13 protein-coding genes and 1 riboswitch are annotated in these 14053 nt (G+C 63.3%); of the genes, 6 read left to right on the top strand and 7 right to left on the bottom strand.

The window, feature by feature from the left end:
* The first annotated feature begins 3 nt into the window (after window positions 1-3).
* On the top strand, window positions 4-351 hold the full coding sequence (locus tag ACFSCT_RS02765; protein WP_379139964.1) for a hypothetical protein: 348 nt from the start codon (window positions 4-6) through the stop codon (window positions 349-351).
* Window positions 352-378: 27 nt separating this feature from the next.
* Window positions 379-564 carry a hypothetical protein gene (locus ACFSCT_RS02760; RefSeq protein ID WP_379139963.1) on the top strand — a complete coding sequence of 62 codons (186 nt, stop codon included), beginning with the start codon at window positions 379-381 and terminating at the stop codon, window positions 562-564.
* 25 nt (window positions 565-589) lie between these two features.
* On the opposite strand, the gene ACFSCT_RS02755 is transcribed toward ACFSCT_RS02760, so the two are convergent.
* Window positions 590-1708: a mandelate racemase/muconate lactonizing enzyme family protein gene (locus tag ACFSCT_RS02755; RefSeq protein ID WP_379139962.1), complete on the bottom strand. Its 1119-nt coding sequence runs from the start codon at window positions 1706-1708 to the stop codon at window positions 590-592.
* 216 nt (window positions 1709-1924) lie between these two features.
* Here ACFSCT_RS02755 and ACFSCT_RS02750 point away from each other — a divergent pair, with 216 nt between their 5' ends.
* Window positions 1925-2737: an IclR family transcriptional regulator gene (locus ACFSCT_RS02750; protein ID WP_379139960.1), complete on the top strand. Its 813-nt coding sequence runs from the start codon at window positions 1925-1927 to the stop codon at window positions 2735-2737.
* A 61-nt stretch (window positions 2738-2798) separates the two neighbouring features.
* Window positions 2799-3872, top strand: a complete 1074-nt coding sequence (locus ACFSCT_RS02745) for an NAD(P)/FAD-dependent oxidoreductase (protein WP_379139958.1) — start codon at window positions 2799-2801, stop codon at window positions 3870-3872.
* Here the strand turns inward: ACFSCT_RS02745 and ACFSCT_RS02740 are convergent.
* The 3 genes from ACFSCT_RS02740 to ACFSCT_RS02730 are packed head-to-tail and all read right to left on the bottom strand — an operon-like array spanning window position 3865 to window position 7107.
* Complete coding sequence (locus tag ACFSCT_RS02740; RefSeq protein WP_379139956.1) at window positions 3865-4578, bottom strand: thiamine ABC transporter ATP-binding protein; 714 nt, start codon at window positions 4576-4578, stop codon at window positions 3865-3867. The two genes, ACFSCT_RS02745 and ACFSCT_RS02740, sit on opposite strands and share 8 nt — an antisense overlap.
* A complete protein-coding gene (locus ACFSCT_RS02735; RefSeq protein WP_379139955.1) occupies window positions 4565-6139 on the bottom strand; it encodes an ABC transporter permease family protein in 1575 nt (524 codons plus the stop codon). Before ACFSCT_RS02735 ends, ACFSCT_RS02740 begins: the two co-directional genes overlap by 14 nt.
* A complete protein-coding gene (locus ACFSCT_RS02730; protein ID WP_379139953.1) occupies window positions 6115-7107 on the bottom strand; it encodes a thiamine ABC transporter substrate-binding protein in 993 nt (330 codons plus the stop codon). Before ACFSCT_RS02730 ends, ACFSCT_RS02735 begins: the two co-directional genes overlap by 25 nt.
* 33 nt (window positions 7108-7140) lie before the next feature.
* A riboswitch (TPP riboswitch) is annotated at window positions 7141-7241 on the bottom strand.
* A 128-nt stretch (window positions 7242-7369) separates the two neighbouring features.
* On the opposite strand from ACFSCT_RS02730, the gene aroC reads away from it, so the two are divergent.
* Window positions 7370-8476 (top strand): chorismate synthase, encoded by a 1107-nt coding sequence (gene aroC, locus ACFSCT_RS02725; protein WP_379139951.1) that lies wholly within the window; start codon window positions 7370-7372, stop codon window positions 8474-8476.
* 108 nt (window positions 8477-8584) lie between these two features.
* Window positions 8585-10696 carry a hypothetical protein gene (locus ACFSCT_RS02720; RefSeq protein ID WP_379139949.1) on the top strand — a complete coding sequence of 704 codons (2112 nt, stop codon included), beginning with the start codon at window positions 8585-8587 and terminating at the stop codon, window positions 10694-10696.
* Window positions 10697-10735: 39 nt separating this feature from the next.
* Here ACFSCT_RS02720 and ACFSCT_RS02715 read toward each other — a convergent pair whose 3' ends face one another.
* The 3 genes from ACFSCT_RS02715 to gmd are packed head-to-tail and all read right to left on the bottom strand — an operon-like array spanning window position 10736 to window position 13979.
* On the bottom strand, window positions 10736-11908 hold the full coding sequence (locus ACFSCT_RS02715) for a DegT/DnrJ/EryC1/StrS family aminotransferase (RefSeq protein WP_379139948.1): 1173 nt from the start codon (window positions 11906-11908) through the stop codon (window positions 10736-10738).
* Entirely contained in the window at window positions 11905-12849 is a 945-nt protein-coding gene (locus ACFSCT_RS02710) for a GDP-L-fucose synthase family protein (protein WP_379139947.1), read from the bottom strand. Before ACFSCT_RS02710 ends, ACFSCT_RS02715 begins: the two co-directional genes overlap by 4 nt.
* Window positions 12850-12857: 8 nt before the next feature.
* Entirely contained in the window at window positions 12858-13979 is a 1122-nt protein-coding gene (gene gmd, locus ACFSCT_RS02705) for a GDP-mannose 4,6-dehydratase (RefSeq protein WP_379139946.1), read from the bottom strand.
* Window positions 13980-14053 lie beyond the last annotated feature (74 nt).

Genomic DNA, 14053 nt, shown 5'->3' with positions numbered 1-14053 from the left:
GGCATGAAAGGCCAGCGGTTCTATATCGGGCGGCGGTTTGACCAGAGCGTCGGCCTTGATACGGGATTTCCGAATGATCCGGCCGAACTTTCACGGCGGTGTGCCGGAATAAACTGGTCCCCGCCGCGAACAGGGTTTGTTGCTTCGACCGATAATGGGGGCACGACAGATCGCATCGGACATAGTCTGGTCGATGCAGCGACTACCCGAATGTTCGCCGGGGTCGTGCCGCTCTTGGCCTGTTCCGAGAGCAGCACCGTAAGCTTATCGGCGATCGCGAACGGCGGCACCGATCAGCAACGAAGCCAGCGCCGTGTGCATATCCGCTGGTCGGCGAACCGTCCGCATTGATTAGCTTTTGTCACAACAGACGGAATAGTGGCAAACGACTGGCATTCCGGCACCACCGGCCCATTGCTCAACAAAACGGTCGCCAGCCGCAACCGCTATCGGCACCCGTGCGGTGCCGGTTTCGCGCGCTGCTATCCGACAACCAGCAAATCCACCGGAAACCGATTGGCCGGTTACAGAATCGACGAGCTCGCCCCCGGCTTTTCAACGTGACCGACCGGACGCCGCGGCAATCCGCTCAGCTTCCCTTGGTGATTGTGCTGCTGAATTCCGCGACGGTGCGTCCGTTGATGGCATCCCAGTCCCAATCTATACCGATCCCCGGGGCGTCGGGCGCAAAGGCCCGGCCGCCCTCGACCCGTAGACCGGTGTTGGTGATGTCGTCCAGTTGCGGGATATATTCGACATAGCGCCCGTTCTGCACCGCGCATACCAGACTGACGTGCAGTTCCATCAGGAAATGCGGGCAGATCGGAATGTCGAAACCCTCGGCCATATGGGCGACCTTCAGCCACGGCGTAATGCCCCCGATCCGGCCGGCGTCGACCTGAATGATGCTGCACGCGTCACGCGCGGCATATTCGGCGAATTGCCGGATCGAATAGATCGATTCGCCGACCGCCACCGGAATGGGTGAGGCCTGGGCCAGCGCGACATGGCCGGCCATGTCATCGGCGGGCAGCGGTTCTTCGATCCAAGCCAGATCGAAGGGCGCAAGGGCCTTGGCCCGGCGCAACGCCGTGTCGCGGGCAAAGCCCTGATTGGCGTCGGTCATGATTTCGTACCCGTCACCCACCGCCTCGCGCAGCGCGGCGATCCGGGCCACATCCTCGCCCGGAACCGGGCGCCCGATCTTGATCTTCGACCCGGTGAAGCCCAATGCCTGCGCCTGCAGGGCATCGTCGACAATGGCCTCCACCGGCAGATGCAGCCAGCCGCCCTCGGTCGTGTAGCAGGGCGCGGAATCGCGCGCGCCACCCGCCATGCGCCACAGGGCAAGCCCAGCCTTGCGGCACCGCAGGTCCCAAAGGGCCGTGTCGATGGCGGCGAGCGCGATCGAGGTGATGGGGCCGATGGTGGTGGCGTGGGTCATGAACTCCAGCTCGTGCCAGATGGCCTCGACCTGAGTGGCGTCGCGCCCGATCAGCCGGGGGCACAGGTGATCGGCCAAAAGCCGCATGACCGACGAGCCGCCGGTTCCGATGGTATAGGAATAGCCGGTGCCCTTCGCCCCATCGCTGTCGGTGATCGTGACCAGCGGGGTTTCCTGACTGACGAAACTCTGAATGGCGTCGCTGCGCTCGACTTTCGGGGCAAGGTCCACAATTGCCAGATCAATGCGTTCGATTCGTGCCATAGGTCTCCCCCCCCCTACGCGTTTCGCCCATTCGGGCATCTTGCGCGGCTTATCCGCCCTTCCGGCATCGGGCCACACCGAGCCCGGCCGGAAACTTCGGACATTGTTTTGACAGATCGCGCGACGCCTGACCGCCAATGAACGGTCTATTCATATATCAATTGGAGACTGGTCACTGTCAACTATTCTGTGTCTATTATCGTAGCTGTACCGTATATGAATTACCGCCTTTACGGAGAGATGATGTCGGACGAAGAACGGTATCGCGCGCCCGCCCTCGACAAGGGTCTGGATATTCTGGAGCTTCTGGCCGGGATTGATGGCGGCTTGACGCAGACCGAGATCGCGCAGGCGCTGAATCGCAGTCCGAATGAATTCTACCGCATGCTGGACCGGCTTCAGCGCCGCGGCTATGTCCGGCGCATCGACGGTGACCGCTTTGCCTTGACGCTGAAGCTGTTCGGGCTTGCCCAGATGCATACGCCGATCCGGCGGCTGGTCAGCTATGCCACGCCCCTGATGCGCGAACTTGCGGCGCGCACACGCCAGGCCAACCACCTTGCCGTATTCGATCGCGGTCGCGTGGTGGTCGTCGGCCAGCAGGAGGCGCCCGGCTATTGGGGCATCAGCCTGCGGGTCGGTTCGCATATCGACCTGTTCAACACCGGCTCGGGCCATGTGCTGCTTGCGTTCAGCACGCCCGAACAGCGCGATATGATGATCGCCGAATATCAAAGCGACTCGGGCGAGGACCCGCCCGGCGACCTTGATGAACGGTTGGCCCGGATCAGCAGCGATGGTTGTGAAGCCATGCCCTCGGCCCAGACGCTTGGCGTATTCAACCTGTCCGCCCCGGTCCTTGTCAGCAACGGCTCCGCAATCGCGGCGGTGACGATCCCCTATATCCCGCTGGTCGATACCCGCGACGCGCCCGACATGGCGGAATGCACCCGGCTGGTGGTCGAGATGTGCAGGGCATTGTCCGAAATGGCCGGCACGATCGTCAGGGCCGGATCGACCGCCGAATGATCGTATCGGGCGCGGCAGGCGGGTCTTTTCTTGACCTGCGGCGCGTGGCAATCTGCCCGGCATGACCGCGGATTTTCTGATCATCGGGGGCGGTATCGCCGGTATTTCCGCCGCTGCAAGCCTTGCGCAGCACGGCGCGGTCACGCTGTTGGAGGGCGAGCCGCAGCTTGCCTATCACGCCTCGGGCCGGTCCGCCGCGATGTATGAGCCGAATTACGGACCCGCCCCGATCAAGACGCTCAGCCACGCATCGGCGGCGGCGCTGCGTTCGCTGGGCGTACTGTCGCCGCGCGGGTTTCTTCTGGTGGCGCGCCCCGATCAAGAGACCGAGTTCAGGGCCGAGATCGCGAAACTCGATCTGATGGAAACCACCATTGCCGATGCCTGCGCATGGTTTCCGGCGCTGAATCCCGAAAAGCTCGGCTTCGCGGCCAAGGGGGAAATGGCGCTTGATATCGACACGGACATGCTGATCCAGATCTATCTGCGTCAGGCCCGCGAACAAGGTGCGCAGATCCTGACCAGTCAACCCGTCATCGGCATCGCGCGCGAGGGCGGCATATGGACGGCCGAAACCACCGGCGGCGATTTTCGCGGCAGAACACTGATCAATGCCGCCGGCGCATGGGCCGATCCGGTTGCGCGCATGGCCGAGATCGCGACACTGAACATCATACCGCATCGCCGCTCGATGGCGCGCATCCCCGCCCCCGAGGGCATGGACCCGGCGCGCTGGCCGATGCTGCACGGGATCGGCACCAACAGCGAATGGTACGCCAAACCCGACGCGGGTGCGCTGATCGTCTCGCCCTCCGAGGCCGACCCGACCGAGCCGCATGACGCATGGGCAGACGATATGATTCTGGCCGAGGGGTTGGCGCGATATGAGGCGATGACGCGCTTTCCGATAACGCGCATGCTGGCGAACTGGGCCGGATTGCGCAGTTTCGCGCCCGACGGCAGCCCGGTCTATGGCCGCGATCCCGATCAACCCGACTTCGTGTGGTATGCGGGTCAAGGGGGATATGGCTTTCAGTCCGCGCCCGGAGGTGCGGCATTTCTGGCCGATCTGTTGATCGGGCGCCCGGTCGATCCGGTGCTGGCGGCCGCGGTTTCGCCCGCCCGGTTCAGGTGATCCCAAGATAGGCGCGCAGACCCGGCGGCGGATCGGCCAAAAGCCCCTCGGTCGCGACGGGCGGCGCGGCGACCCCCTGATCGACCACGATGGTTTGGGGCGCGAACCGGCGCGCATCGTCGGGATCATGGCTGACCATCAGCACCGTCGCGCCGGTTTCCCCGGCAATCTCGGTCAACAGATCCAGCATCTCGTCCTTCAGCGCCGGTCCAAGGGCGGCGAAGGGCTCGTCCAGCAGCAGGATCGGGCGGCGGCGCAGCAGCACCCGGGCAAGCGCCACCCGGCTTTGCTGGCCGCCCGACATATTGGCCGGCAGCCGGTCGCCGAAGCCTTTCAGCCCGACGCGGGCAAGCGCCCCCTGCACCTCATCCGTCTGGTTTCGATCAAGCCGCAGGTCGGGACGCAGCCCAAGCGCCACGTTCTGAAAAGCGGTAAGATGCGGAAGCAGGTTCTGATCCTGAAACACGATCGACACCGGGCGCCGCCCCGGGGCAAGCCGCCCCAGATCCTCACCCCGCCAGATCACCCGGCCGCGATCGGGCAGAAGAAACCCCGATACCAGCGCCAGCAGCGTGGATTTCCCCGACCCCGACGGACCGATGACGGCGACCCGCGCGCCCCTGTCGACGGTCAGATCGGCCGACAGGGTAAACGCGCCCAGACTGACGTGAACCGCCTCGAACCTCAGCCCATCAGCGCCCGGCATTGACGCGCCCTCCCTGATCAAAGGCCCAGAACAGGGCGAATGAGATCACCATAAGCAGGACCGCCACCGCGGCCGCATCGGCCGAACGATAGCTGTTCATCAGTTGATACAGTTTCAGCGGCAGGGTGGCGTTGTTGTTATCGGCAAACAGCGTGATGACCCCCAGATCGCCCATCGCCAAGGCCGCCGCAAGGCCGCCCGCAAAGCCCATCGGCCGCGCCAGCCGGGGCAGCCAAAGCAGCCTCAGCGCCGCCCGGCCGCGCAGATCCAGCGATTCCGCCAGCCGCCCATAATCGGCCCTGACCTCGCGCGCGGCGGGGATAAGCGCCCGCAACGCGAATGGCAGCGCCATGATCGCGTTGATCACCACCGTCACCGGCAGCGCCATTTGTTCGGGGCGGGCGACACCGCGCAACAGCAGGTAAAGCCCCGTTCCCAGCACAAGCGGCGAGGCGACCAGCGGCAGCATGCCCGCGCCCTCCAGCGCCAGATCGCGCCAGCGCCGGCGCGGATCGGCAAGCGCCAAGGCCAGCGCAAGCCCCAGCGTCAAGGTCAGCGCCGCCGAGATCAGCGCCATCACGACCGAGCGTCCGGCCGCGATCCAGATCGGCATCGGCAACCCCGGGATGCGTGGCAGCCCAAGCGCGATGACCGAGACCATCGGCAGGATCAGAAACCCGGCGGCCAGGCCGATCGCCAGCGCATCCGCCATGACATAGCCGCCCCCCGGACCCGCCACCCTGCGGCGCGCGTCAAGCCCGGCACCGAACGCCGCCGGTACCGTGATCCGCGCGGTCAGGGCCAGCGCGGCCAGACACAGCGCCACCTGCACCAACCCCAGTGTCGCCGCCCGGCCCAGATCGAAATCAAAGCGGAACGCCTGATATATCGCCAGCTCGATGGTCGTGGCCCTTGGCCCTCCGCCAAGGGCAAGCGCCACGGTGAAGGAAGTCAGGCAGACCAGAAAAACCGCCAGCCAGACCCCGGGAAGCACGGCGCGCAGCATCGGCCATTCGAGATGCCGCGCGACGTCACCGGGAGCAAATCCAAGACTTTCGGCCAGCCGGAACCGTTCCGAAGGGATCGCCAGCCAGCCCTGAAGGATCAGCCGCACCGACAGCGGCAGGTTGAAAAACACATGCGCCAGAATGACCCCTTGCCAGCCATAGATCGACAATTCGGGCAGACCCAGCGCACGCAATGCCTCATTGGCAAGTCCGCTGCGGCCAAAGATCGCGATCAGCCCCATGATGGCGACGATCACCGGCAGGATGAAGGGCGCGCCCAGAAGGGTGACCAGAACCCCGCGCCCGGGAAAACTGCGCCGCGCAAGGGCCCGCGCCACCGGCACCGCCAGCAGGGCGGAAAGTGTCGCGGACAATGCCGCCTGCCAGATCGTGAACCAGACCGCGCGCCAGTCCCATACCCCGAGGCCCGACAAGCCGCCGGCCGCCGCGGCCACCGCCGCAAGCGTCCCAAGCACCAGCGCCGCCAGCAAAGCGGCGACGCAGATGCCCGGCCAGCGGTTGGGCGCCCCTAGCGCGACAAGGCCTGAAGCCATTCTTCCAGTGCTGGTTTACGCAGCGCCTCGGCCTCTTCCTCGGTATAGAACAGGGTTTTCTCGGGTCGCGGCAGGTCCTGAAAAACCTTCGGCAACTGATCGGCGGGCAGTTTGGCGGGATAGGACCAGTTCGCTTCGGCGATCATGCCCTGAAAATCGGGCGAAAGGATGTAATCCATGAATTTCTGGGCCAGTTCGGGCTGATCGGTGCCTTTGATCTGCCCGGCAAGCTCGGTCATGAAATAATGCCCCTCGGGGAAGATCGCCGCATGTTTGGTCAGATCGTTGTCAGCCATGATGTGATAGGCGGGCGAGGTGGTGAAGGACAGGACCATGTCGGCCTCGCCATCCGTGAACATTCCATAGGCTTCGGACCAGCCCTTGGTCACGGTCAGAATTTTGGGGGCCAGCTTTTGCCAGGCTTCGGCCGATTTGTCGCCGTAAACCGCCTTGACCCACAGCAAAAGCGCCAACCCCGAAATCGAGGATCGCGGATCCTGAATGACGATCTTCAGATCGTCTGGCGCGTCCAGCAACTCCTGAAACGATTTCGGCGGGTTCTTCAGCCGGGTCTCGTCATAGACAAAGGCCGTCTCGCTCCAGTTGAAGGGCAGGAAAAGGTCGTCCGTCCACGCGATCGGCATGGTCAGCCCGCTGGTGTCCTGCCCGTGCGGCGCGAACAGGCCCGAGGCGCGGGCGCGCGCCGTCACATCCGTATTCAACCCGATCACCGCGTCGGCGCGGGTCTTGTCACCCTCCATCAGCAGGCGGGGCAGAACCTCGCCCACCAGCTCGAATTTCAGATCGCAGGCGCAGGTCTTTTCAAAACCTTCCTCGATCTTGGGGCCCGGACCCCATTCCGACCCGAAATATTCGGGGGCGTATACGGTCAGCACGGGTTTGTCCTGCGCCATCGCGGGCAGCGACAACATGGCGGTCAGGGCAGCGGTTGCAATCAGGCGCTTCACGGCATCCTCCTGTACTTTTCGGGTTTCGGAAAGAAGAGGTTGCCAGACCTTCCCTCCGCCGGTGCAAGCCGGATCAGGTTCTGCGGGTTCGCGCGAACGCATCTCAGCCCGACCGGGCACCCCGAGGTCCGGCAAGGATAATCGCCGCCGCACCAGATGCAAGCCCCACGCCACCGCCGGCGGGCGTCCGCGCGGCGATCAGATGCTTGGCGGCTTCACACCGCCCGTTCCGGGGGGTATTGCAGGCAAAAAGGGGTCGCAGATGAGCTTTAATACCTTCGGTCACATGTTCCGTGTCACCACATGGGGCGAAAGCCACGGCCCGGCTTTGGGGGCGACGGTCGACGGCTGCCCGCCCGGCGTGCCCCTGACCGAGGATTATATCCAGCAGTTCATGGAAAAGCGCCGTCCCGGCCAGTCCAAGATGACCACCCAAAGGCAAGAGCCGGATCGGGTGCGCATCCTGTCCGGCGTGTTCGAAGGCGTCACCACCGGCACGCCGATCCAGTTGATGATCGAGAACACCGACCAGCGATCCAAGGATTACTCGGACATCGCCAAATCCTTCCGGCCCGGCCATGCCGATATTACCTATCATCTGAAATACGGCATCCGCGATTACCGTGGCGGCGGTCGTTCCAGCGCGCGCGAAACCGTCGCCCGTGTGGCCGCCGGCGCCGTCGCCCGCGCGGTTCTGGCGCAGCTTGTGCCCGACCTGCGGATCAGCGCCTATATGGTGCAGATGGGCGAAAAGCACATCGACCGCAGCCGCATTGATCTGGATCAGATCGACCAGAATCCGTTTTTCGTGCCCGACGCGGGCGTCGTGGACGAATGGACCCGCTACCTGAACCATATCCGGGCCGACCTGAACTCATCGGTCGGCGCGATGGTCGAGCTTGTCGCGACGGGCGTTCCGCCCGGGCTGGGCGCGCCGATCTATGCCAAGCTTGATACCGATCTTTGCGCGGCGATGATGTCGATAAACGCGGTGAAGGGCGTCGAAATCGGCGAGGGGATGGCTGCAGCCGGCCTGACCGGAACCCAGAACGCCGATGAAATCCGCATGGGTAACGATGGCGCGCCGCTTTATCTGTCGAACCATGCGGGCGGCATCCTTGGCGGTATTTCCTCGGGGCAGGACATCGTCCTGCGGTTCTCGGTCAAGCCCACCTCGTCGATTCTGACCCCGCGCCGGTCGATCGACACCGACGGCCGGGAAATCGAGGTGCTGACCAAGGGGCGCCATGATCCCTGTGTCGGAATCCGCGCCGTGCCCGTAGCCGAAGCGATGGCGGCCTGCGTTCTTGCCGATCACCTTCTGCTTGATCGCGGGCAAACCGGCGGCAAGCGCGGAACAATCGGCTGACCCCAAAGTTTCGTGATGGGCACAGACCTGTCCCCGGGTGGCTTTCTGTGCAAGACCCGATGGCACGCAACGATCGAATACGGCACTGACGAACAGGACGACCAACTTATGACCGCAGCAGGGTCGATTTTCGCCTCCCGCAACGACAGGATGGGGGGCCGGCTGGGCGCGATACTGAATGCCAAGCGTATCGCCGATGACTATGGCATCAGATTCCGCTTTGCGTGGTCGGACCATGACAACGTCAGCCCCGAGCTTCGTCACCCCGAAACGCTGTTCTCGGCCGGGTTCCTTGAGCAGTACCGCGAGTTCGAGCGGGGTTACGGCGATATTCAGCAGAACACGGTTCTGGTGGACAACATGTCGGGAACCATCGACCGCGACGGCTTTTTGCAGATGGTCGCCTCGGGGACCGACCTGCGTTCCAACGAATCCATGCGCGCTGTCGCGCTGCCCTGGGAAACCTGGCATGAGATCGGCGCCCGCGTCGCCGCCACGCTCGACACGGTGGAATTCGTCCCCGAGGTGACCGAAGCCATGGCCCGGATCCGTGACCGGCTGGGCAATGCGGAACTGGTCGCCTATCACCTGCGGCGCGGCGACATCATCAACCCCAATTCGCGCGCCTCGAACGTGCTGTGGCCCAGCAAATACGTGCCGCGGGTGTTTTATGAAGAACATATCGCGCGGATGTTGCGGGAAACCTCGGCCCGGATCGTCATTTTCTCGGATTCGGATCATGAGGTGCGGGCATTCTCGCGGCTGTCGGACCGGGTCATACCGGCCTCGGATCTGGTCGTGGACAGCGGGCTGACCGAATTGCAGCGCGATTTCCTGCAAATGTATGCGATGTCCCGCTGCTCGCAGATCATCGCCCCCGGCGCCAGCGCCTTTTCGTCGGTCGCGGCCATCCTTGGAAACAGCCGGGTGGTCGATATCACCACCGACCTTACCGATGCCGAGCGTGAAAGCGCCCTTAACCGTCTGACCACGCGGCTGCGCGAAACCCCCGACGATTTTTCAAGCAGCGCGGATCTGGGGCAGAACTTCCCCGAACTTATCGCCTTTCACGAACGCCAGGGCACGCCCGAGGTGGCGCGCGACATACTGCGCCAGCATTTGGACGACGGCTTTGCGCTGCCCTATATCTACGACCTTCTGGCCGAGGAATATTTCAAGGCGAACGACGCCGATGCGGCGATCGGCATCGTCGATCTGTTGCGCGGGCGGCCGATACTGGCGGACCTCGCCAATTCTCCGGCCTATGTCTGGGCCGGGTTCGCAGCACTTGCCGCAAACCGGCCGCAGGTCGCGGCGCGTCTGGCCCATGTCGGGCACTGGTTGCAGCCGATCCTGCCCTTGTCCCGGATCCTGATCAGCGAGCTTGAGGCGGCCGGCCACATTTCCGGCAACAACCACTATCCGGTGGCGCCGGAATTCGTGACCTACCGTCCGGCGGTGATCGCGCGTTTCAATCAGATCTCGACAAGGCTCCATCCCCAGCCCGACGGCGCGGACAACAGCCAGCCGCAGTTGAATTTCATCCCCTTCGAGATCGAAGTCCGCGATTGGGCGCGGCTGCAAAGCACCCGCCTGCCCGCGCAGTTCAATAACATCGCCAATCTCAAGAAGATCATCGGCTTCTTTCATTCGGCCTTTCGCCGGACGCTGGACCAGCCGCAGACCCGCTCGTTTCTGGGTCAGCTCCATATTCAGGCCGAGGAACCCGATGTGGGGATTCCGATGATCGAATCGGCGCTGGTCGACGCGCCCGAGGATCCCTTTGTTCAGATACGCTTCGCGCGGCTCGAGATGCAGCGCGACAATCCGCCCAAGGCGCTTGCCGCATATGAAAAGGCGGCCGATCTGTCGGGATCGCAGATCTGCTTCCGCGCCGAGTTCGGTCTTGAGCTGCTGAAGCAGGAGGAAAAGCAGAAGGCGGCCGAGATCTTCACGGAACTGGCCGGAATCAAGCATCACATGGTCGAGCTGCACATCCTGACCGCCGATGTGCTGCGCCGGCGCGTGGCCACGCGCGAGCTTGCCTTGTCGGTGGCGGCCTATGCGGATGCGCTGGTGCCGGGGGGGCTGCGCACCTCGCAGGTGTATCGCAAGGTGCTGGAACAGCTCGACCGCCAGTATGAGGCCGATTATATCCGCGACCGCTTCCTGTTGTGGCAACGGACGCCGGGCCGGTTCACCTCGCGGATCAACGTCTGACCGATCGGCGCGCGCCCCCCCGCATGGACCCGCGCCCGGCTAGCCGCGAAACTCCGCGATCACGTCGATGGCCTCGGTGATGTCGTAATGATGGTTGCCGATGAAAAAGCCGTTGCGGTCGATATCCTCGGCATTCGTCATCTGCCCGTGCAGGCTGTGATCCATCAGATCCAGAACCGGGTTCTTGGTGAAATTGCCGCTGACGATCGGCCGCGTCTCGAAACCCAATTCACCAAGACGGATCAGCGCATTCTTGCGGGTCATGCCGGAATCGGGCCGCATGATCAGGGCAAAGCCGAACCAGCTTGACTGGCCGATTTCCTGCTGGATACGGAACAGCGGATGGTTCGCCATGGTCTCGGTCCAATATGCGCCGTTGGCCTGCCGCCCACGGACCAGATCGGGCAGTTTCTTCAACTGTTCCGAGCCGAGCGCGCCGGACATTTCCAGCGGCCGCAGATTATAGCCGGGCAACACAAAGCGGAAACTCTCCTCGAACGGATCATCGCTTTTCTCGCCGGTCAGCTTGTTGAATTTCGGCAGGTTGCGGGTCCAGCCATGCGCCCGCAGCGCCAGCAGGATGTGATAAAGCTCCTCGTCATCGGTGACGATCAGCCCGCCTTCCATCGTCGAGATATGATGCGAGAAAAAGCTGGAATAGGTGCCCATCACACCGAACGTGCCCGCCTGCCGGCCGTCATAGGTGGCGCCCATGGATTCGCAATTATCTTCGATAAGCACGATGTCGCGGTCGCCGATGATCGCCTTGATGCGGTCGAAATCGTTCGGGTTGCCAAGCAGGTTCACGACCATGATCGCCCGGGTCTTGTCGGTTATCGCGGTCGCAAGCGCATCGAGATCATAGTTCAGCGTATGGGCGTCGATATCGACGAATTTCATGTGCAGACCATATTGGTGCAGCGGATAGAAGGTGGTCGACCATGACACCGCCGGCACGATCACCTCGGCCCCCGGTTCCAGCCGCAAGGCCGGGTTTCGGGTAAAGCGCAGCGCCGCCACCATGGCGAGGTTGGCCGAGGACCCCGAATTGACCATCACCGCATACCGGCTGCCGGCATAATCGGCAAAGGCCTTTTCGAACCGCGCCACCTCGGGGCCCATCGAATACTGGTCCGACGCGATGACGCGCTGAAGGGCATCCAGTTCATCCTTGTCCCAGGACGAGGTGGCAAGCGGAAAGCGCGCGGTCATTTATGCTGTTCCTTCAGATAAAATTCATAAGCGGCACGAATGCCATCGGTCAGCGAGGTTTGCGGGGCCCAGCCCCATGCGGTTTGCCGGGTCACGTCCAGCAGTTTCTGTTTCATCCCGACGGGCCGGCCCAGATCATGGGTGAAATCACCCTGCCAGCCGATGACCTCGGCGACGATCCGGTAATAGTCGTTGATGCTGTGATCATGGCCCAGCCCGATGTTCAGGCTTTCGGGCAGATCGCCCGGCGCGGCCAAAGCGCGGATGATCGCATCCGCCAGATCGCCGGCATACATGAATTCGCGCCGCGCCGTACCGTCGCCCCAGATCTCGATCTCGGCGGCGCCGGTCTGCATGGCGGTATGGACCTTGTGAATGATCGCCGGCACCAGATGCGAATGCTTGGGATCGAACTTATCCCATTTACCGTAAAGATTGCAGGGAATCAGGGTCTTGTAATTCAGCGCCGGGTTCTCGCGCATGGCATATTCGCACATCCGCATGGTGACGATCTTGCCCAGCGCATAACCTTCGTTCGTCGGCTCAAGCTCTCCGGTCAGGACCTTTTCTTCGCTGAGACCATGCCCCAGCGCCCGCGGATACATGCAGCTTGAGGCGAGGTTGATCACCGTCGGCACCCCGGCCGAGACGCAGCCGTTGACAAGGTTGATCCCCATTTCGGCATTCGCCGCCAGAAACCGCACCGGCTCGGCCATATTGGCCTGAATGCCGCCCACGACCCCGGCCGAATGCACCACCGCATCGGGGCGGTGCTGCGACAGATATTCCGCAACGGCCCGGCCGTCGCGCAGATCAAGCGCGTCACTTGCCGGCGCCAGCACCTGCCAGTCCCCGATGGCCGGATGGGCCAGCAGATTGCGGCCCACCATGCCGCCGGCGCCGGTGATCAGAAGGACGGGTTTGTCGGATCGCTTGGCCATGGCGCCGTCTAACTGGCTTCGGTCGAGACGGGCACTTCCATGCCGTGCTCTTTCAGCAGCGAGTGCCGCCGCGCCACGATCAGATCGGCTTCGACCATTTCGGCGCACATTTCGCGGGCGGTTATCTGCGGCTCCCACCCCAGTTTTTCCTTCGCCTTCGACGGGTCGCCCAGCAGGGTTTCAACCTCGGCCGGGCGGAAATAGCGGGGGTCGATGCGCATGACCACGTCACCCACCTTCAACGCCGGGGCCTTGTTGCTGGTGATCGCGGTGACCGTCGCGATCTCATCGACGCCGGTTCCGGTGAATTTCAGCGTGATGCCCAGCTCTTCGGCGGTCCAGATGATGAACTCGCGGACGGAATATTGCTTGCCGGTGGCGATGACGTAATCGTCGGGCGTGTCGCCCTGAAGCATCATCCACTGCATCCGCACATAGTCCTTGGCATGGCCCCAGTCGCGCAGCGCGTCGATATTGCCCATGAAAAGGCACGGTTCCAACCCTTGCGCGATATTGGCCAGCCCCCGGGTGATCTTGCGGGTCACGAAGGTTTCGCCGCGGCGCGGGCTTTCATGGTTGAACAGGATGCCGTTGCAGGCAAACATCCCGTAAGCCTCGCGGTAATTGACCGTGATCCAATAGGCATACATCTTGGCCACCGCATAGGGCGAACGCGGGTGAAACGGCGTCTTTTCGGTCTGCGGGGTTTCCTGAACAAGCCCGTAAAGCTCGGACGTCGAGGCCTGATAGAACCGGGTCTGCTTTTCCAGCCCGAGAAACCGGATCGCCTCCAGCAGGCGCAGGGTCCCGATGGCGTCCACGTCGGCGGTGTATTCGGGCGCCTCGAAGCTGACCGCGACATGGGATTGCGCACCAAGGTTATAAACCTCGTCGGGGCGCACCTCGGCGATCAGGCGGGTCAGGTTCGAGGTGTCCGACAGATCGCCGTAATGCATGCGAAAGCGCGGCTTTTCGCTGTGCACGTCCTGAAAGATATGGTCGACGCGCTGGGTGTTGAACAGCGAGGCGCGCCTTTTGATGCCATGGACCTCATAGCCCTTTTCCAGCAAAAGCTCGGCCAGATAGGATCCGTCCTGTCCGGTAACCCCGGTAATCAGCGCCTTCTTCATTCGTCTTTCCTTCGATTCCGCCAAAGCCGCGAACTGCCCTGCGGTGTGAATTGATTTGCGGGTCGGATCCTGTG

Origin of the sequence: Paracoccus pacificus, assembly GCF_042680785.1 — a bacterium.
Taxonomy (GTDB): domain Bacteria; phylum Pseudomonadota; class Alphaproteobacteria; order Rhodobacterales; family Rhodobacteraceae; genus Paracoccus; species Paracoccus pacificus.
The sequence above is the reverse complement of the archived record's forward strand: the minus strand, read 5'-3'. Positions and strand labels throughout refer to the sequence as shown.